Genomic DNA, 18783 nt, shown 5'->3' with positions numbered 1-18783 from the left:
GTGTCCTCAGACCTTGATGTCGGTTAGAATGCGCATGACGATCAGGTTCAGTGTCAGCATGATGCCGACAAAGAAACAGGCAGGAATGAACCATGGGTGATCCATAACTTCGTCATAGTACCCGGGGTCGTTCACCAAGATGAATCCCAGGCAGAACAGTGGAAATCCAGATAGGAATTTTCCTGACCATTTTGCCTCGGCTGTGATGGCGTTGACGCGCCGGAAAAGTCGAAAACGGGCCCGGATCACCTTGGCCAGACCGGCCAAAATTTCGGCCAGGTTACCACCGGATTGCTGTTGGATGCCGACGGCCACTGCCAAAAACCGTAGATCCTGCATATCCAGTCGTTGTGCCAGATCTTTGAGAGATTCACCGACGTCACGGCCATAGGCACATTCATCAGCGATAACCCCGAATTCAGTGGCGAGTGGATCCTGGACTTCATTTGCGACGATTTGAATGGTGGACACAAAAGGGTTCCCGACGCGAAGCGACCGAACCATCAATTCCACAGCATCTGGCAACTGTTCTTCCAGCATTGCCATACGCTTTTTGGCCTTGTTGTTTACCCACGCATAGACACCGCCAACACCGATTGCGACCGAAATAGCGGCCCGCATTATGGTTTCCGTTCCCGTTGCAATACTGAGCCCCATAAAGGCAAAGCCTGTCACCAACACCATAATCAGGATCAACTGACGGGGTGTGAAGGCGATGGCGGCCTTCTGAGCCTTGTCCGCCAACAGGGAATAGAGCGGAATGCTCTGGGACTTCATATGCTGCTGCATTTCCTTGCGCAGCTGTTCCAGAACTTGTTCGCGCCCGACGCCTTTATCCAGCATGTCCAGACGGCGGTTCACGCGGCTGTTCAGACTGATGGATTTTCCGAAGGCAACCAGATAGATTCCTTCCACCAACGCAAGTACGCCTACGAAGATCGCGACGTAGATCAGTGCCTCCATAGGCAGTTGCATTTCAAGATCTCCTACATAGTCGTTGGTTCGTAAATCGAAGGGGGCAGATCATAGCCCCACAGACGGAAGCGTTCGGAGTAGTGGCTGCGAACGCCTGTCGCGGTAAAATGGCCAATGATCTTGTTGTCGGGCGTTAATCCAACGCGTTGAAAACGAAAGATTTCCTGCATGGAAATCACATCGCCTTCCATACCAGTGATTTCGGTGATCGAAGTCATACGCCGCGAGCCGTCCTGCAGGCGGCTTGCCTGAACGATCAGGTTCACAGCACTGGAGATCTGGCTACGGACGGCCTTGATCGGCATTTCGATCCCGGCCATCGCGATCATGTTTTCAAGGCGCGAAATCCCGTCTCGGGCCGAGTTCGCGTGGATCGTTGTCATCGAGCCATCATGGCCAGTGTTCATGGCCTGTAGCATGTCGATAACTTCCGAGCCCCGTGTCTCACCCACGATGATACGGTCGGGACGCATACGAAGGGCGTTTTTCAGACAGTCGCGGGGGCTGACTTCACCCTTGCCTTCGACGTTAGGCGGGCGGCTTTCCATCCGGCCAACATGAGACTGTTGCAGCTGGAGTTCCGCTGTATCCTCGATGGTCAGAATACGCTCGGCGTCGTCGATAAAGCTGGACAATGCGTTTAGCGTGGTTGTTTTACCGGAACCGGTACCGCCCGAAACGATCACATTCAGGCGTGTAGATACAGCAGCCTGCAGATAGGCGGCCATTTCTTCTGTGAAGGCACCAAAATTCACCAGGTCATCAATGGCCAGCTTATCTTTTTTGAACTTACGAATGGATACCAGCGAGCCGTCAACGGCAATCGGTGGCACCATAGCGTTGAAACGCGAGCCATCCGCCAGACGGGCGTCCACATAGGGGTTGGATTCGTCAACACGGCGGCCCACGGCGGATACGATCTTGTCGATGATCCGCATCAGGTGCTTTTCGTCTTTAAAGGTAACGTCGCTAATTTCTAGCTTACCGAACCGTTCAACGAAAATTTGTTGCGGGCCGTTGACCAGAATATCGCTGACAGAGTCGTCCTGAAGCAAGGTCTCGAGAGGGCCAAGACCGGTTACTTCGTCATACAGTTCCTTGTTCAGCTGTTGCCGGTCGTCGCGGTTCAGAACGATGTTGCGGGATTCCAGAACCTCACTGGCAATCGCACTGATTTCCGAGCGCAGCTCGGATTCTCCAGCTTTCTCAAGGGCCGCAAGGTTCAGGTTTTCAAGAAGCTCGCGGTGGAGTTCGATCTTGATTTCGCCCAGACGCTCTTTGCGCTTGCGTTCCTTGTCCGCCCCTACAACCTCGGCCGCCTTTTTGGGGGTGGGTCGTCGGGCAACTGCAGTAGCGGTTGATGCTTGCTCCGCTGCAGGTGCAGGTGTGGCCTCGGGCGATTTAGCCGGTGCCTGGACCGGTTGTGCTTCGGGTTTTTTATATCTTGAAAACACGGCGGCTCTCCCTGTGGGATTGTGTTATGCGGCTTCGGCGCTACTGCTGCCCAGGCTGTGCAGCGACTTCGCAAGCTTTGCGATTTCCTTGCGCAGTGGGTTCTTGGCCGCAGCGTTGGCCAATGGCAGACCGTGATCACCGCTTTGCATCACGGGTTTGCCGCCATCCGGCAGTTGAAGATCAATAGAGATGCCCAGGCTTTCACCCATGCGCTTGACCCGGCCCTTACCATTCAGATCGGTAAATTTCGGGGCGCGATTGAGAGCGAAACGCAACTTATTGAAGGGTAGTTCCTCGGCCTGTAAAGCGCGCTTGAGGCGCAATGCGTTCTGAGCCGAACGCATGTCCAGTTCTATCAGGGCAAAGTAAACATGGGCGGCCTGCAGTACAGTTTCCGACCAGTGAACCAATGTCGTTGGCATGTCGACGATCACATAATCGAAGTGTTTTCGCGCCTTTTCGATCACCCGTTCGATATCTTCTTGCGTAATCAGATCCAAAGGCACCATATCCGACGGCGCGGTTAGCACCTGCAGCTTGTCCTCATAGGACTGAAGCGCCTGGTTGAAGACGTCATCATCCATTGCCGCCGTATCAGACAGCATCTCGAATACAGTTTCTCGACGGGGAAGATCCAGATAGGTCGAAACCGTTCCGTATTGCAGGTCCAGGTCAATCAAACAAACCGAAGGGGCCTCTTTGTCAGAGACCGTTGCCAGTTCCCAAGCTAGGTTGACGGCCATAGTCGTCGACCCGACCCCACCGGCAAGTCCCTGAATCACAAACAAAGCACCCTCTTTAGAGTCGCCAGCTGCACGTGCGGCATCTGATCCGGGGGCAACGGCGACGGGTTCGGGTTTGTTCATCCGGTCGATTGCTTCTTGCAATTCACCTTCTGGAAGAGGGTAGGGGACGAATTCGTCCGCGCCCTTGCGCAACAACTGATGCAGCGAAGCCGGGGTCACGTCCTCGGCGATCAGAACTATTTTGATATTTTTGTCTTTGGCCTGTGTGATGATTTCACCCATCAGTGACAGGTTGTCTTCATCCTCGCCATCAATGGCCAACGCGACAAATTGCAGTGAATTGGCTTCGGGTTGGTTGAAAAATGTCAGGGCTTCGGCAAAGCCGAGATCGCCCCAACGCTCACCCAAAGCGCCTTCCATATCTTCTATAAGCAGATCGAAATTCTGGACATCACGACTGATCGTGCAGGCCAGAATTGCGGTCTCTTCGTTTTGCGGCGTGGCGCTTGTCATTAACACAATCCTCGTCGAAGGGTAGGCGAACCATCCTGGCCCAGAGGACAGGATTGGCTTGCTGTCACCCTATTGCGGCCATTTTCGGACGCAGGTCACCCAATTGTTGAAAATGTGGCTTGGAACTTAGGCAAGAATTAGGCGCAAAAGAACCAATTGTAGGGAATTGGGCGACGATGTCGCCCAATCACAGTTTATTGTTCGCTTGTATCGCCAATAGCGGTCTCGCGGCGCAGCTGGGTTTCATAAACGGCGCTCTCCACGTACTCGCGATTGACGATGGCGGCGTATTTGCCATCGAGTAGCTGGGGTGCACGATCAACGAAGCCTGATACTTCGGTCACGGTGCGCCTGTTGCGACGGTCTCGATCCGGCGTAGCCACAAGAGGTCGTGACTTACCGAATGAAACAACCGCCTCCAACCGCGAGCGAGAGATACCCTGCCGCGTAAGGAACGCAACAGCCGCATTTGCGCGCCGCTGGCCCAGGCTTTGGTTATATGCCGTTGATCCAACAGCATCCGTATGGCCATAGACCCGGAACCGTGCCTCGGGGAACTGTTTGATCCAGTTCGCCTGACGCAAGAGTACTCGCTGAGCTGTTTCGTCCAGTTGAGCGCTGTTGAAATCAAAGTTGATCTGGGTCGGCACTTCGGCTGCGAACCGTTGGCCCAGGATCTGGGCATATGTCAGTTCGCCATTCATTACTTGAATGTTATTCAGTGTCGCATTCCCGAACGCGCCCTGATCGGCTTCGTATCCGGCCTCACGCGTACATGCGGCGACAGCGACCGAAAGACCCAGTGTGATGATCCACTTCTGCATTGGTCCTATCCTCCTAATCAATCCAGGACGTAGCCGTACGAGCTACCGAAGTCCTGATTCGCGACTTCCGAAGCTGCACCGGCACCCAGACGTTCAGTCCGACCGACTTTGCCATTAACGAACAGATCAAATTCGCTGGGTGGTTTGACCCGATCCGTAGGCAGAGCCAGTGCCTCGCCACGTGTCGGCGACACAAGGTGGGCTGTGATGATGATCACCAGTTCACTTTGCTGACGCTGATATTCCGCGCTGCGGAAGAGGGCGCCAAGAACCGGGACGTCACCCAACCAGGGAATTTGGTTACTCAGGTCGGTGAAGTCATCCTGGATCAGGCCTGCGATTGCAAAGCTTTCACCATCACGCAATTCAACCGTTGTACTGGTTTGGCGCGTGATAAAGGACGGGACATTATCACCCTGAATGGTGAAGTTCGAGGACCCATCGATTGCCGATACAGCTGCAGCCATTTCAAGGTTAATCAGATCACCATCCACAACGCGGGGGATAAAGTCGATTTCGACACCGAAGGCTTTGTATTCAATGGCAATTACGCCATCGTCCTGCGGTACCGGTATAGGAACTTCACCACCTGCGAGGAACGTCGCTTCCTGACCCGAAAGGGCAGACAGGTTAGGCTCAGCGAGGCTGCGTGCCAGCCCTTTTGATTCAAGGGCTTCCAGCAACAAACGCACTTGCGTTGACCCTGCGCCAAAGCCGAACAGGATCGCACCAGTATTCGTCTGTGAAACAGGAATGTTGTTGCCAAGAGCATTCGCCAAAGCAGCAGAGTTGTTCAGAGTGTTGATACCACCGGTTACGTCGCCGCCGCCAAAACCAAGCGATGCGGACAGGCTTTTAGCCACCGACCGATTCATCTCGGCAAAGCGCACTTTCAGCATGACCTGCTGAACGCCGCCAACCGACATGAGGTTCGATACGCGCTCCGGTGCATAGCGCTCTGCCAGCTCCAATGCTCGCGCCAACTTGGCAGCGCTAGAAATGGTGCCAGAAAGAACGATACCGTCATTGGCGGTGCGAACTTCGATAGGCTCGGTTGGCAAAATCTGGCGCAGACGTTCTTTAAACTCGGTAACATCCGGTGCCACACGGACCCGAACATTAGCAAGTAGATTACCTGCGCCGTCGAACAATGTCAGGGTCGTCAGGCCAGGAGCCTTACCCAAAACATAGATAGTACGATCCGAAAGCGACGAAATATCAGCGATGCCTGCATTGGCGATGCTGAGTTCGGCAAACGGTTGCTCACTTTCCACAACTATTGCGCGGTTCATTGGCACATCAAGCGTTTCCGCTGTACCCTTCTTTACCACGCGAAGTGTTTCAGCCCAGGCAGCATTGCCGACTGGGCCAACTACGAGCGCCAAGCCCAAAAGGGCTGCGCTTATCCAGGAACTTCTTTTCATGTGACCTGCCTCTCCGATCACGCCTCGTTTTTTGCGGCTACTGCCTTATGTCTGATAACACTGCGCGAATTGAGAATTTATTGCAATAATCAATGGTTTCTGGAATTTTCCTTATGTGGACAATGCGCAACATGCGAACAAATTAGGGCCGCGCAATTCGCGCGGCCCTGGTCATGTAACGCACTGATTTTCTGTTAATTTGTGCAGGGTGTTACTATTCCCGTGTCGACGATCTCGGCACCGCGGCGCGTCTTGACCGTACAGACCTCTTCCGCGATTTTGGGCGCCACGGGGACGACATCTTTAATGCCCAGAAGTTTTCTTTGGTCAACTTCGACTGCGCTGGCGATTGTGTCGTCTTGCACGCCAACCAGCGCCAACGACAGGCGGCCGGTGTTCTGAGCCTGAGCCAGCGCCGCGATTTGTTCCGGAGTAGCAGCGACCGTAACGGTGCGCGCGATCGTGGCTCCGGTCAGGTCGGACCCGGCGCTCTGGTCAACAGCGATCAACTCAATGCTGGTTTGAATCAGTCGGGTGATTTCGCCGCGCGATCCGTCGATTCCGCCACCATATGAACCGGTCCAATAAACATCGATACTGTCACCAGGGCGAAGGAAGCCGGATACGCCCGAGGCAACGTCCACGCTGATTGCAAAGGCGCGCTTACCTTTCGCGATTCGTGATGTCAGACCCGCTGCCTCACCTGGTTTGGTTACTTTGATCTCCATCAGGGCTTCGTCTTTTTCCATGGTCCTCAGAACGAAGCGGTCGCCACTGGCGTCCTCTGGAAACAGGACGGCCATTTCAAGGAAGCTTCCTTCGGGAATTGCATCCTCAGGCCATTTCACGATCCGCACATCTTCGGTGGCCAGACGCTCACCATATTTAAGAGCACGGTTCGAAACCAGAACGTCCACCGTCGGGACGGATTTAACATTTGCCAATGCTTCCTGAGCCGCCAAACGTTCTCTGGCCAATTCCGCCTGATACTGAGAAATATAGTCCCGCGCCATATAAACGGCTCCTCCTGCCAGAGCCACCCCAACAATCAGGACAAGTCCAAATACTGCACGCATGCGCGTTCCCTCGTTTATTTGTATGCGATGTCAGTCGTCATAGGGAATACGACTTCAACTGACTATTGGTTACAGGAGAATTGTGTCGAAAAGGGGGACAATGAAGTATTTTTTTGACGGCCGTGTCCTTAGTGCCAGATTGATCAATCTGATTCCGATGCCTGTTCCTGAATTGCAGAATAGACCTCTATACCGCGAAGTGCGTTACCCGTCTCGGTATCGACGTGCTGAACCCCGCCCGTCAAGTTGAATACCGTGACTAGTCCAAGGCCGACCAGCGCAGCAGTAAGCACCACCCAATCAACGGTGATCGCGCCATGTTCCCCGGATAAGAATTTTGAAATACCCTTCATCGCAGGACCTCGTCTTTTTTCTATAAAAAAGGGGGCCGCGATCTGACGAGCGCAGCCCCCTTCAAAATTCTATCTAAATTATTACGGGGTTGGGCCCGAGTTAGGTGCTGTAACAACAACGCCGGTCAAAGCGACATCAATGTCGCTGGCCAGATCGTCGACACCGTCGCTAACCTGTGTCCAAGCAACGGCGGCCAGGCCAACAACGGCTGCGGTCAGAACGACCCAGTCTACTGTTACGGCGCCGTCTTCGTCAGTGGTGAAATTCTTGATGAACTTGATCATGTTACGTCCCTCCTAAAGGATCTAAAAAGTCTAGTGAACCTCGGCGTCTTCCAGAGCTTCGTCTCTCAGTCCGCTCCCGATCGTCTCGGTATGGCATTATGTTTGCCTGTTGGGCGTGGCAGGAATTGGGCCAAACCCCAAATTTTTGTGCCTCAGCTTAACTTTTTGGTAGCTTTCCGTTTAACTAATTGAAATTAAATCAATAAAAATTCTCCCTCCGTGCGGACACCGATAAAACCCGATGCAAAATGGCGCCAAATGAGGCGAAATTGCCCCAATTCACATTGTTTTTCTGGCCTTACAGACAGATTCGGGGTTCAAATCGACGCAAAAGAGAACGTGAGGCAGGCAAATGAATCTCCGGAACGCAATAACTTGCGCCGGCTTGGCGCTGGCAGTGGTATCCGCACCTGTGTCTGTCCCCGCCAACGAGGTCGAACCGCGTGGCGTATATAAACGGATCAAAGCAGCCAAGCCTGGTCAGCGCCCGCGCATTACGGTTCAGATATCGCCTACAGAACATGCCTCAGCACCTTCGGCGCCCAGCACAGGGGCTGAGATCGTAGTTCCTGAGATTATCGCAAGGACACGTGTTACGCCTCCGGGGCTTCCGGGAATTACGCCGCAAAACAAACCTGTCGGGTCTTATAAAGCGTTCTGGGACAGGATCTCACCCGGGATAGATGAGGCCAGTTCGGGTCGTTTGCAGGACTCGATAAATGCGCTTGCCGCCATAAACGTAGCCTCGCCCCGATTGCAGACGCTTCAGAATATTGCTCAACGGCAAGGGATCGACATTTTACGCTCGACCGTAGGGACAAATGTGTCGCCTGCGTTGGTGCTGGCCGTCATCTCGGTTGAATCGGCGGGCCGCGAAACGGTGGAAAGCTCGGCTGGGGCGCAGGGATTGATGCAGCTTATGCCCGCGACCGCGAAACGATTTGGGGTCGAGGACAGCCTTCACCCGGGACAGAACATCTCGGGCGGAGTGAAATACCTGAACTGGCTGATGGAAGAGTTTGGAAACGACCCGATCCTGGTCCTGGCCGGATATAATGCGGGCGAGGGTGCGGTTCGCAAACATGGTGGTGTACCGCCTTATGCGGAAACACGGGATTATGTGCCCAAGGTTCTCGCGGCTTTTCAGGTGGCGCGAGCGCTGTGTTCGACACCGCCCGAGTTGATTTCTGACGGGTGCGTGTTTCAAACCGCGCTCAACTGACCAAGGCCCGCACTGACGCGGGCCTTGCCGGTACATGACCAGATCAGTCGACTAGCGTCGCCTGTGTCGCGGCGCGCATCTCATCTTTGCTGACACCATCTGCGAGCTCTACGATCTTCAGGCCGCCATCGACCACATCCAGAACTCCAAAATTGGTGATGATGCGATCCACAACACCCTTGCCGGTCAGGGGCAGAGTGCATTCCTTCAGCACTTTCGATTCACCGTGTTTGTTGGTGTGATCCATAACCACGATCACACGGCCAACGCCGGCCACCAGATCCATGGCGCCGCCCATGCCTTTGACCAGCTTGCCGGGAATCATCCAGTTGGCCAGATCGCCTTTTTCATCCACTTCCATGGCACCCAGGATTGCCGCAGCGATTTTGCCGCCCCGGATCATGGCGAAAGACGTAGCGCTGTCGAAATAAGCAGTCCGAGACAGTTCGGTGATCGTCTGCTTGCCTGCGTTGATCAGGTCCGGGTCTTCGTCACCCTCGAAAGGAAAGGGACCCATACCAAGCATTCCGTTTTCGGATTGCAGGGTGATATCCTTGTCGCCAACATAATTTGCCACCAGCGTCGGGATACCGATGCCGAGGTTTACATACATGCCGTCTTCCAGCTCTTGCGCCGCGCGGGCGGCCATCTGATTCCGGTCCCAGGGCATTATGCGTCCTCCTTCTTGCGGGTGGTGCGCTGTTCGATGCGCTTTTCGTGATTGCCCTGAATGATGCGATGCACGTAAATTCCAGGTAGGTGGATCATGTCAGGGTCCAGAGAGCCACGGGGCACGATCTCTTCAACTTCGACCACACAGATCTTACCGCAAGTGGCGGCGGGCACGTTGAAGTTTCGGGCGGTCTTGCGGAACACCAGATTGCCGGTGTCGTCGGCTTTCCACGCCTTGATAATCGCCAGATCTGCAAAAATACCTTCTTCGAGAATATAGGTCTCGCCGTTGAAGTCTTTGTGTTCTTTGCCATCGGCAATAACAGTGCCTACGCCCGTTTTTGTGTAGAAACCCGGGATCCCGGCACCACCTGCGCGCATCCGTTCGGCCAGGGTGCCTTGAGGGTTGAATTCCAGTTCAAGCTCACCGCTGAGGTACTGACGCATGAATTCGGCGTTTTCGCCCACATATGAACTGATCATCTTTTTGACCTGCTTCGTTTGCAGCAGGATACCGATACCGAAATCGTCCACGCCCGCATTGTTCGAGGCAAAGGTCAGGTCTTTGGCACCCGAGGTCTTGATTGCCTCAAGCAGAAGCTCGGGAATCCCGCACAGGCCAAACCCGCCAGCGGCGATCAACATGCCATCCGAAAGCACGCCATCGAGCGCTTCGTTGGCATTGGCATAGATTTTCTTCATGGAAAACTCCCCCAATGAGATGGTGTTGGGCAGGTTGTGCCGTCACGTCACGGGGAAGTCAATGAAACCGGGCGAAGGGTGGTATTTCTACCTAACCGGCCTTCTTGGTTGTCTTCTTGGCGGCTTTTTTCTTGGGCGCCGCCTTTTTCTTGGTCCCTTTCAGGGCCGCGCGCTCATTGACCAGTTCGATGGCCATTTCCTGCGTTACGTCCTCGGGTTTGATGTCTTTGGGAATGGTCGCGTTGACCTTTTCCCACTTCACATATGGACCATAGCGCCCATCCAGAACCTGCATTGCGCCACCATCGGGATGTTCCCCCAGTTCTTTCAGCGCTTTGGCCGCAGCCCGGCGTCCGCGTCCCGGATTGGAGCGCTTTTCAGCAAGCAATTCGACCGCGCGGTTCATGCCGATCTCGAACACGTCATTAGGGTCTTTGAGGTTTGCATAAACCGGTTTGGCCTCGTCCGCCAGCTGGTGCATCAGATATGGTCCGAACCGCCCGAAATTCGAGCTGATCATACCGCCCTCGGGGTGCTCACCAATCTGGCGGGGCAGGGATAGCAATGTCAGCGCCTTGTCCAGATCCATATCATCCTTGCTCCAGCCACGTGGCAGCGAGGCGCGCGGAGGTTTCTTGTTCTCGGGCGTTGGCTCTCCACGTTGAACATAAGGTCCGAACCGACCGGTCTTCAGCCAGATATCATCACCCGAATCTTCACCCAGCAGGCGCTCTTCACCCTCGGCACCTTCACCGGCGATAGGACGGGTATAGGTGCATTCGGGATAGTTGCCGCAGCCGACGAACCCGCCAGTGCGTGAAGTTTTCAGGTGCAACTGGCCTGCGCCGCATTTCGGACAGACACGCGGGTCAGATCCATCCTCGCGTGGCGGATAGAGCTGCGGTGCCAATGCTTCGTCCAGTTTGTCCAGCACTTCGGAAATGCGCAGTTCCGATGTCTCGCCAATCGCGGCCGAGAAGTCGCGCCAGAATTTGCCCAACAGATCCTTATAGTCCCGATCACCTGCACTCACATCGTCCAGCTGTTCTTCCAGATTGGCGGTGAATTCATAACCGACATACTGACGGAAGAAGTTCAGCAGAAAAATCGTGACGATCCGTCCCTTTTCTTCGGGGATCAGCCGGTTCTTGTCCTTGCGTACATATTCCCGGTCCTGAATCGTTGTGACAATCGAGGCATAGGTCGACGGTCGCCCGATCCCCAGCTCTTCCATCCGCTTGACCAGCGTCGCCTCGGTATAGCGCGGCGGCGGTTGAGTGTGATGTTGCAGCGCCAGAACTGATTCATTGTCTGACAGAATGGCCTCTTTCGCGGCCCGGTCCGTGCCATCGCTTGTCGCTTTGGTGAACTGATCCCGCAACGTGGTTTTAGAGAACCGTGCGGGGTCGCCCTGCATGATCTGGGGCAGGCGTTTGTCATCCTCATCGGCGACATCATCGCGGCCTTCTTCATAGACACGCATGAACCCGTCAAACATCACCACCTGACCGGTCGCGCGCAGGCCAACCTGCCCATCTTCGCTGCCGATTTCGACAGTTGTACGTTCCAGCCGTGCAGCAGCCATCTGGCAGGCAATGGTGCGTTTCCAGATCAGGTCATAGAGCTTGCGCTGATCGTCGTCCGTTACCTTCAGCGCCTTGGTATCGCGGGTCATATCCGTAGGCCGGATGCATTCGTGGGCTTCCTGCGCGTTCTTTGCCTTGTTCTTATAGATGCGAGGGCTGTCCGGCACATATTCCGCGCCATAGCGGTCGGCGATGGTCTCGCGCGTAGCTGCCACGGCCTCGGGGGCCATGTCGATGCCATCGGTTCGCATATAGGTAATGTAGCCGGCCTCATACAAGCGCTGTGCCACTTGCATCGCGTGACGCGCACCCATGCCGAACTTGCGGCTGGCCTCTTGCTGCAGGGTCGAGGTCATGAAGGGCGCGCTGGGATTTCGAGCGGCGGGTTTCGCCTCGACCGAAGTGACACTGAGCGCGCGGCTGGTGATCGCCTGCACCGCCAGTTCGGCCTGGGTTGAGTTGGACAGATCGTGCTTGTCCAGCTTTTTACCGGCCAGTGTGACCAGGCGTGCCTCATAGGTCTGACCACGGGGTGTTTCGAACAGGGCGCGCACCGACCAGTATTCCACCGGTTTGAACGCCTCGATTTCCATCTCTCGCTCGACAATCAGGCGCAGGCAGACAGACTGCACGCGGCCTGCGGATTTTGCACCAGGCAGTTTGCGCCACAAGACGGGCGACAGGTTAAACCCCACAAGATAATCCAGGGCACGGCGGGCCAGATAGGCCTCGACAAGTGGCATGTCCACCTGACGGGGGTTTCGCATCGCCTCGGTCACTGCGTCCTTGGTGATGGCGTTGAAGGTCACCCGGCTGACAGGCGTATCCTTTTTGATCGACCGGCGTTTGGTCAGTGCTTCCTGCAAATGCCAACTGATCGCCTCACCCTCACGATCGGGGTCGGTGGCGAGGATCAGGGCGTTGTCTTCTTTCAGCGCGTCGGCGATGGCTTTGACATGTTTGCGGCTGTCGTTCCCGACCTCCCATTTCATCGCAAACTCATCCTCGGTATCGACCGAGCCATCTTTGGGCGGCAGATCTCGAACATGGCCGTAAGACGCCAGAACCGTGTAGTCCGGGCCAAGATATTTATTGATTGTTTTGGCCTTGGCAGGGGATTCTACAACAACTACAGGCATTTAAGGGGAAACCTCGCTCGACGGAATTGGCGCCTTCTATGAGTGTGCAAGATGTGTAGGGCAAGAGCGAATTGTCAATGCGTTCCTTTGAAAGCAAGGATTTATACGCGATTTCAATGGGATGCCTGTATAAGATTGGATATTCAACACTCAGGCGGACAATGAAAGAAGACCCCCGGGTTGGCGTTGAATACGTCCGTCCAGTTCCAGATCGACCAAAACCGGGGCAATTTCACCCGCCGTTGCCTCAACATCGCGGATCAACTGGTCTTCGGCGATAGGAGAGGGGCCGAGCCGGGTCAGAATTAGGCGTTCCAGGTCATTGGTTGAGCATGGTGTGCGGGGTAAATTCTTTTGGAGCATTTGCTGGGGTTCGAATAGGTTCGCTTGCTGCGGTAGCGCTTCGATCACATCTTCTGCAGACCTTATCAAAGTAGCACCGTCGCGGATCAGCAGGTTGCAGCCAGCCGCGCGTGCGTCAAACGGGTGTCCGGGCACAGCCAGAACATCGCGCCCCTGGTCCAAGGCGTCGCGCGCTGTAATCAGGCTGCCGGATTTGGCGGCGGCTTCGACCACAATAACGGCCTTTGCCAGGCCCGAGATGATCCGGTTGCGACGCGGGAAATGGCGCGCCTGTGGCGTGATGCCCATCGGTTGTTCCGAGACGCGCAGCCCGGAACCTGCGATTTCAGCGGCAAGATCGGTGTTTTCGGCGGGGTAAACCACGTCGACCCCCCCCGCCATAACGGCGATGGTGCCTGTTTCAACCGTGGCTAGGTGCGCCGCGGTATCAATCCCGCGGGCCAGGCCAGAAACGATCACATAACCCTGTTTTCCCAGATCGGTCGCCAATCCGCGCGCCATTCGCGCGCCCAGAGATGAGCAGTTGCGGGCACCGACCATAGCGACCGAGGGGCGCTGTAAAAGAGAGAGGTCGCCGATTGCCCACAACATTGGTGGAGCATCATTCAGGTCATGCAAAGCGGATGGGAAATCGGCGGACCCTAGGCACAAAAGCCGCGCATTGGCAGCTCTTGCGACCTTGAGTTCCGCCTCAATCACGCCGGGCGGGCAGATTTCATACCCTTCTATTCCGGCAGCGCGTGCCATTTCCGGCAGCGCGGCCAGCGCATTCTGCGCCGAGCCATGTTCGCGAAGCAGCCGCCGAAACGTCGCCGGGCCCACTTTGCGAGAACGCAACAGACGAAGCCAGGAAAACCGATCCTCTTCCGTGGTGGGTGGGAGTGTGGGGTGATTGGAAGAAAGCTGCTCTTCGGTCATCCGTTGCTCCGTCTGATTGCAGAACTGGTTTACGGCTGCCAGGGTTAACAGCGTGTGAATCCTGTCAAATTTTCCGGATATATTTCGAGTCTCGGTTGTCTCAGTTGCGTAGGTTGTTGAAAAACAACGGCAAAAAATACAGCCGAGTCGGAAGTCGGAAAACGCCTCTCCGCAAAGTATCAATGCATATCCAAAGCGGGGCGTTAACCCTGCGCTTTGGAAGCAGTGACCGATTTTACTTAGGCCGCCGATCCTCCAATCGTCAGCCCATCCATCAGGACCGTAGGTTGACCGACGCCGACGGGCACCCATTGGCCATCCTTGCCACACGTGCCCATTCCCGGATCCAAGGCCATGTCGTTGCCCAACCCGCGAACGCGTTTGAGGGCAGAGGGGCCATCGCCAATCAATGTTGCCCCTTTGACCGGCGCGCCGATTTTGCCGTTTTCAACCCGGTATGCCTCGGTGCAGGAAAACACGAACTTGCCATTGGTGATATCCACCTGGCCGCCGCCAAAGCCTACGGCCCAGATGCCATCCTTTATATCGGCTACCAAAGCGGCGGGATCGGCATCGCCACCCAGCATGATTGTATTTGTCATCCGCGGCATTGGTTTATGGGCATAGCTTTGACGCCGCCCATTCCCGGTTGGCGCAACACCCATCAGACGGGCGTTTTGGCGATCCTGCATATATCCGGTCAGGATGCCGTCTTCGATCAGCACAGTGCGCGAGCTGGGTGTGCCCTCATCATCGACGCTGATTGACCCGCGCCGGTCGGCGATTGTGCCGTCATCAACGACCGTGACACCTTTGGACGCGATCTGTTGCCCCATCAGCCCGGCAAAGGCGGAGCTGCCCTTGCGGTTGAAATCCCCTTCTAGACCGTGGCCAATCGCTTCGTGCAGCAAGATGCCGGGCCAGCCAGGGCCCAGTGCGACCTCCATCACGCCCGCAGGGGCGGGAACAGCTTCGAGGTTGACCATGGCGATGCGAAGGGCCTCGCGGGCTTTATCCTGCCAGTCGGTTGGGTCGATCAGCCCGTCCAGGCCGATCCGGCCACCTCCACCGGTCGAGCCGCTCTCACGACGGCCGTTCTGTTCCACGATGACCGAGATATTCAACCGGGTCATGGGGCGGACATCGCGGACCAGAATGCCGTCAGGGCGTAGAATCTCAACCTCCTGCACCGCAGCAGCAATAGTGGCACTGACCTGTACTACACGCGGATCAAGATCGCGGGCAAAGGCGTCAATCTCGCGCAATGTTTCGATCTTGACGGGAAAACTGGCAGATTCGATCGGGTCTTCGTCTGTATAAAGGCGCTTGTTGGTGGCCCGGGGGGCATCAGCTAGCGTTCCGCCACCATCACCGACCGCCAGCCGCGCGGTCTCGGCGGCCCGTTTCAGGGCAGGAATCGAGACGTCCGTTGAATGCGCATAGCCTGCCACTTCGCCCTGTACGGCGCGCAGGCCGAAACCTTCGGACGCGTCATAAGAAGCGGTCCGCAAGCGCCCGTCATCAAAGACCAGAGACTCGGATTTCCGGCGTTCAACGTACAGTTCTCCGTCCTCGGCCCCGGCGGTGGCGGATTGCAGTACCGCAAGCGCTTCGTCATGTGGAAGAGCGCTTTCAAACGGGCGAAACGGGTCGTTGGGCATCTCTTGGGACCTTTCGAGTTTGATCCAGATCAAAAATAGCGTCTGTTTGACGCAAGCATTTTGCTTTATCTACCCGCAGGAATATGGTTTTTAACGCGGCCAAAGACAACGGGTGAGGTGTGGCCGATTCACACCTTTTCGCCAGGGACGCAAAGATCAAACGATCAGGACAGAAAATGAAGAACGCTTTGAAGCTTTCGGGGCTTATGACAGCCCTCTCCAGCCTTCCCGCCATGGCTCAGGAGCTTGAGATTATCGGTCAGCCGGTTGACGGCGGCATAGGATTCCAGCCCGCAGCCACAAGCCTTGCCGAGGGGATTCATCGCCTGGATAATATGATTCTGGTGATTATTACCGCGATCTGCATATTCGTTGCGGGCCTGCTGGTTTACTGCATCATGCGTTATAACCAACGCGTCAACCCGACCCCAGCGCGATTCTCGCACTATACTCCGGTCGAGATCGTCTGGACGTTGGGTCCGATTCTGATTCTGGTATTCATCGGTGCTTTCTCTCTGCCGGTTCTGTTCAAGCAGCAGGAAATTCCCGAAGGTGATGTTGTTATCAAGGTTGTCGGCAACCAGTGGTATTGGACATATGAGTATGTCGATCACGATTTTGCATTCGATAGCTATCTGCTCGGCCACCCAGCCACGTTGGACGAAGGTACTCGCCCCGCCGATGCGGACGTGACGGCATTTGTCCTGGATGACGCGATGCGGGCCAAGCTGGCAGACGCAGGGTATAGCGACGATGAGTGGCTGCTGGCCACCGACACAGCGGTAGTTGTCCCGGTTGGCAAGGTCATCGTGATGCAAGTGACTGCGTCCGACGTGATCCATTCCTGGACCATTCCGTCCTTCGGTGTGAAGCAGGACGGTGTACCCGGACGCCTAGCTGAGCTGTGGTTTGAGGCCGAAAAGGAAGGCATCTATTTCGGCCAGTGTTCGGAACTGTGCGGCAAAGACCATGCCTATATGCCGATCACTGTCAAAGTTGTCAGCCAAGAGGCGTATGACGCGTGGCTGAAAGGTGCGATCGACGAGTATGCGGGCCTGCCGCAGAACTATCAGGTCGCTTCGAACTGATTTCAGTAAGGGCGGGATGCGTCCCGCCTGCTACAAGATGCAGGCTGTGCGAGAGATCGCACAGCCTTCGCCCCAAAAGGACCCGAGATGAGCGACGCAAGCATCAATGCAAGCCAAACGACCGCACAAGCGTATGCGAATGAGGCCAGCTTTGGCGATTACTTCGCCCTGCTGAAGCCGCGCGTGATGTCGCTGGTTGTATTCACGGCGCTTGTTGGTCTGCTGGCAGCGCCGGTACCGGTACATCCGTTCGTTGGGTTCTGCGCGATATTGTTCATTGCCATCGGAGGTGGCGCATCCGGCGCGCTGAACATGTGGTGGGATGCAGATATCGACCGCGTTATGAAGCGCACCAAAGGTCGCCCTATACCGTCGGGCAAGGTACAAGAGGGCGAAGCGATGGCCTTGGGCCTGGCACTGTCCGGCCTGTCGGTGATCATGTTGGGTCTTGCAACCAACTGGTTCGCCGGAGCCTTTCTGGGCTTCACCATCTTCTTCTATGTCGTTGTCTACACGATGTGGCTCAAGCGCTCGACGCCACAGAACATCGTGATTGGCGGCGCAGCTGGGGCCTTCCCGCCGGTCATCGGCTGGGTCGCTGCAACCGGATCCATGTCCGTCGAACCTTGGCTGATGTTTGCCCTCACCTTCATGTGGACGCCGCCGCATTTCTGGGCGCTGGCCCTGTTTATGCGGTCGGATTACGACGATGCGGGTGTGCCGATGTTGACGGTAACCCATGGTCGGCGGGCGACGCGCTGGCATATTCTGGTCTACACCGTTCTGCTGGCAGTGCTTGCGATTGGAACCGGCTTTTCGGCAATCGGCGGCCCGATCTATCTGACCGTCGCTATTGTACTGAACGCGTTGTTCCTGCGCGGAGCATGGGCAATCTCGCGTCGGACCGAAGATGATTCCGAGGTTGATAACTTCAAAGTTGAGCGTGGCTTTTTCAAGCTCTCGCTGCTGTATCTTTTCCTGCATTTCGGCGCGATCCTTGCCGAAGCACTGCTGAAGCCTTACGGGCTGGGAGGCTGGGCATGAGCCTGCGCAAAAGCCATGAGTTGCATCAACGTCGGTTCAGCCGAAATCTGGGCGTTGGCCTGACGCTTGCTGCATTCATCGTGCTGATCTTTGGGCTGACGATCGTCAAAGTCTCAGGGACCGATTTTAACAGGGCCATGCAAGAGGTACAGAACTGATGGCGCTCACGGGGCCGCAAAAAACCGTCGTGCAAACCGTCGGCGTTGTTGTCCTGATGGGCAGCCTCGCCTGGGCTTCGGTGCCGTTTTACGACTGGTTTTGCCGGGTCACCGGGTATGGCGGCACAACCGGAGTGGCTGAAGCCGCGCCAGAGGACATCCTTGAGCGCACCGTTACCGTTCGCTTTGACGCCTCAAAGGCGAAAGACATGGCCTGGGAATTTAAGCCGGTCGAGCGCCAGATGGAAATCCGCATCGGCGAAACGGGCCTGGCCTTCTATGAGGCATATAACCCCACGGACCGCCCAATTGCCGGTCAGGCGTCTTACAACGTTGCGCCTTATTCGGCCGGTGGGTATTTCCAGAAGATCGCCTGTTTCTGTTTTGAAGAACAGGTGTTGCAACCCGGAGAACGGGTTCAGATGCCGGTGAGCTTTTTCGTCGATCCCGAAATGGTCGAGGATCTGGAAGCCAAATATGTGCATACGATCACTCTGTCGTATACATTCTACGAAATTGACCTGCCCGAGGGCTATGCCGCCCTTGATGTTCAGGGTGATACAAACAAGAACTAACGCC

The 18783-nt window shown here is 55.9% G+C and carries 18 protein-coding genes; 5 read left to right on the top strand and 13 right to left on the bottom strand.

Annotated features, from left to right (window positions below):
- Positions 1–6: 6 nt before the first annotated feature.
- The 8 genes from AC2FJW_RS17060 to AC2FJW_RS17025 all read right to left on the bottom strand — a co-directional run bounded on the left by AC2FJW_RS17060 (position 7) and on the right by AC2FJW_RS17025 (position 7651).
- On the bottom strand, positions 7–975 hold the full coding sequence (locus AC2FJW_RS17060; RefSeq protein WP_142637962.1) for a type II secretion system F family protein: 969 nt from the start codon (positions 973–975) through the stop codon (positions 7–9).
- Positions 976–986: 11 nt separating this feature from the next.
- Complete coding sequence (locus tag AC2FJW_RS17055) at positions 987–2429, bottom strand: TadA family conjugal transfer-associated ATPase (RefSeq protein ID WP_282022130.1); 1443 nt, start codon at positions 2427–2429, stop codon at positions 987–989.
- 24 nt (positions 2430–2453) lie between these two features.
- A complete protein-coding gene (locus AC2FJW_RS17050) occupies positions 2454–3689 on the bottom strand; it encodes a CpaE/TadZ family protein (protein ID WP_281973278.1) in 1236 nt (411 codons plus the stop codon).
- 194 nt (positions 3690–3883) lie between these two features.
- The gene (locus AC2FJW_RS17045) at positions 3884–4513 is read right to left on the bottom strand and encodes an OmpA family protein (protein WP_496697995.1); all 630 of its coding nucleotides are present in this window, start codon (positions 4511–4513) and stop codon (positions 3884–3886) included.
- A gap of 17 nt (positions 4514–4530) precedes the next feature.
- Positions 4531–5937: a type II and III secretion system protein family protein gene (locus AC2FJW_RS17040; protein ID WP_496697997.1), complete on the bottom strand. Its 1407-nt coding sequence runs from the start codon at positions 5935–5937 to the stop codon at positions 4531–4533.
- A gap of 194 nt (positions 5938–6131) precedes the next feature.
- On the bottom strand, positions 6132–7013 hold the full coding sequence (gene cpaB, locus AC2FJW_RS17035; protein WP_496750773.1) for a Flp pilus assembly protein CpaB: 882 nt from the start codon (positions 7011–7013) through the stop codon (positions 6132–6134).
- Positions 7014–7156: 143 nt separating this feature from the next.
- Entirely contained in the window at positions 7157–7366 is a 210-nt protein-coding gene (locus AC2FJW_RS17030; protein WP_496750772.1) for a hypothetical protein, read from the bottom strand.
- Positions 7367–7447: 81 nt separating this feature from the next.
- Entirely contained in the window at positions 7448–7651 is a 204-nt protein-coding gene (locus tag AC2FJW_RS17025) for a hypothetical protein (protein WP_496697999.1), read from the bottom strand.
- Positions 7652–8003: 352 nt separating this feature from the next.
- On the opposite strand from AC2FJW_RS17025, the gene AC2FJW_RS17020 reads away from it, so the two are divergent.
- Positions 8004–8873: a lytic transglycosylase domain-containing protein gene (locus AC2FJW_RS17020; RefSeq protein ID WP_496698001.1), complete on the top strand. Its 870-nt coding sequence runs from the start codon at positions 8004–8006 to the stop codon at positions 8871–8873.
- A gap of 43 nt (positions 8874–8916) precedes the next feature.
- On the opposite strand, the gene AC2FJW_RS17015 is transcribed toward AC2FJW_RS17020, so the two are convergent.
- From AC2FJW_RS17015 to tldD, 5 genes are all read right to left on the bottom strand, one after another.
- Positions 8917–9543: a CoA transferase subunit B gene (locus tag AC2FJW_RS17015; RefSeq protein ID WP_496750770.1), complete on the bottom strand. Its 627-nt coding sequence runs from the start codon at positions 9541–9543 to the stop codon at positions 8917–8919.
- Positions 9543–10247: a CoA transferase subunit A gene (locus AC2FJW_RS17010; RefSeq protein WP_142637982.1), complete on the bottom strand. Its 705-nt coding sequence runs from the start codon at positions 10245–10247 to the stop codon at positions 9543–9545. Before AC2FJW_RS17010 ends, AC2FJW_RS17015 begins: the two co-directional genes overlap by 1 nt.
- Before the next feature lie 91 nt (positions 10248–10338).
- Entirely contained in the window at positions 10339–12972 is a 2634-nt protein-coding gene (gene topA, locus AC2FJW_RS17005) for a type I DNA topoisomerase (protein ID WP_496690175.1), read from the bottom strand.
- 150 nt (positions 12973–13122) lie between these two features.
- Entirely contained in the window at positions 13123–14253 is a 1131-nt protein-coding gene (gene dprA, locus AC2FJW_RS17000; RefSeq protein WP_496750769.1) for a DNA-processing protein DprA, read from the bottom strand.
- A 239-nt stretch (positions 14254–14492) separates the two neighbouring features.
- The gene (gene tldD / locus AC2FJW_RS16995) at positions 14493–15914 is read right to left on the bottom strand and encodes a metalloprotease TldD (RefSeq protein ID WP_142637988.1); all 1422 of its coding nucleotides are present in this window, start codon (positions 15912–15914) and stop codon (positions 14493–14495) included.
- A 176-nt stretch (positions 15915–16090) separates the two neighbouring features.
- On the opposite strand from tldD, the gene coxB reads away from it, so the two are divergent.
- The 4 genes from coxB (at position 16091) to AC2FJW_RS16975 (ending at position 18779) form a co-directional block, all read left to right on the top strand.
- Positions 16091–17002 carry a cytochrome c oxidase subunit II gene (coxB, locus tag AC2FJW_RS16990; protein WP_142637990.1) on the top strand — a complete coding sequence of 304 codons (912 nt, stop codon included), beginning with the start codon at positions 16091–16093 and terminating at the stop codon, positions 17000–17002.
- A gap of 87 nt (positions 17003–17089) precedes the next feature.
- Positions 17090–18046, top strand: coding sequence for a heme o synthase (gene cyoE, locus AC2FJW_RS16985; RefSeq protein ID WP_496750767.1), 957 nt, complete (start codon positions 17090–17092; stop codon positions 18044–18046).
- Positions 18043–18204 carry a cytochrome c oxidase system small membrane protein gene (locus AC2FJW_RS16980; protein ID WP_185956706.1) on the top strand — a complete coding sequence of 54 codons (162 nt, stop codon included), beginning with the start codon at positions 18043–18045 and terminating at the stop codon, positions 18202–18204. Before cyoE ends, AC2FJW_RS16980 begins: the two co-directional genes overlap by 4 nt.
- Complete coding sequence (locus AC2FJW_RS16975) at positions 18204–18779, top strand: cytochrome c oxidase assembly protein (RefSeq protein WP_496703997.1); 576 nt, start codon at positions 18204–18206, stop codon at positions 18777–18779. Before AC2FJW_RS16980 ends, AC2FJW_RS16975 begins: the two co-directional genes overlap by 1 nt.
- The last annotated feature ends 4 nt before the right edge of the window (positions 18780–18783 follow it).

This window comes from Ruegeria sp. CDSA020 (genome assembly GCF_059612345.1).
This window is presented reverse-complemented; position numbering and strand designations above follow the sequence as displayed.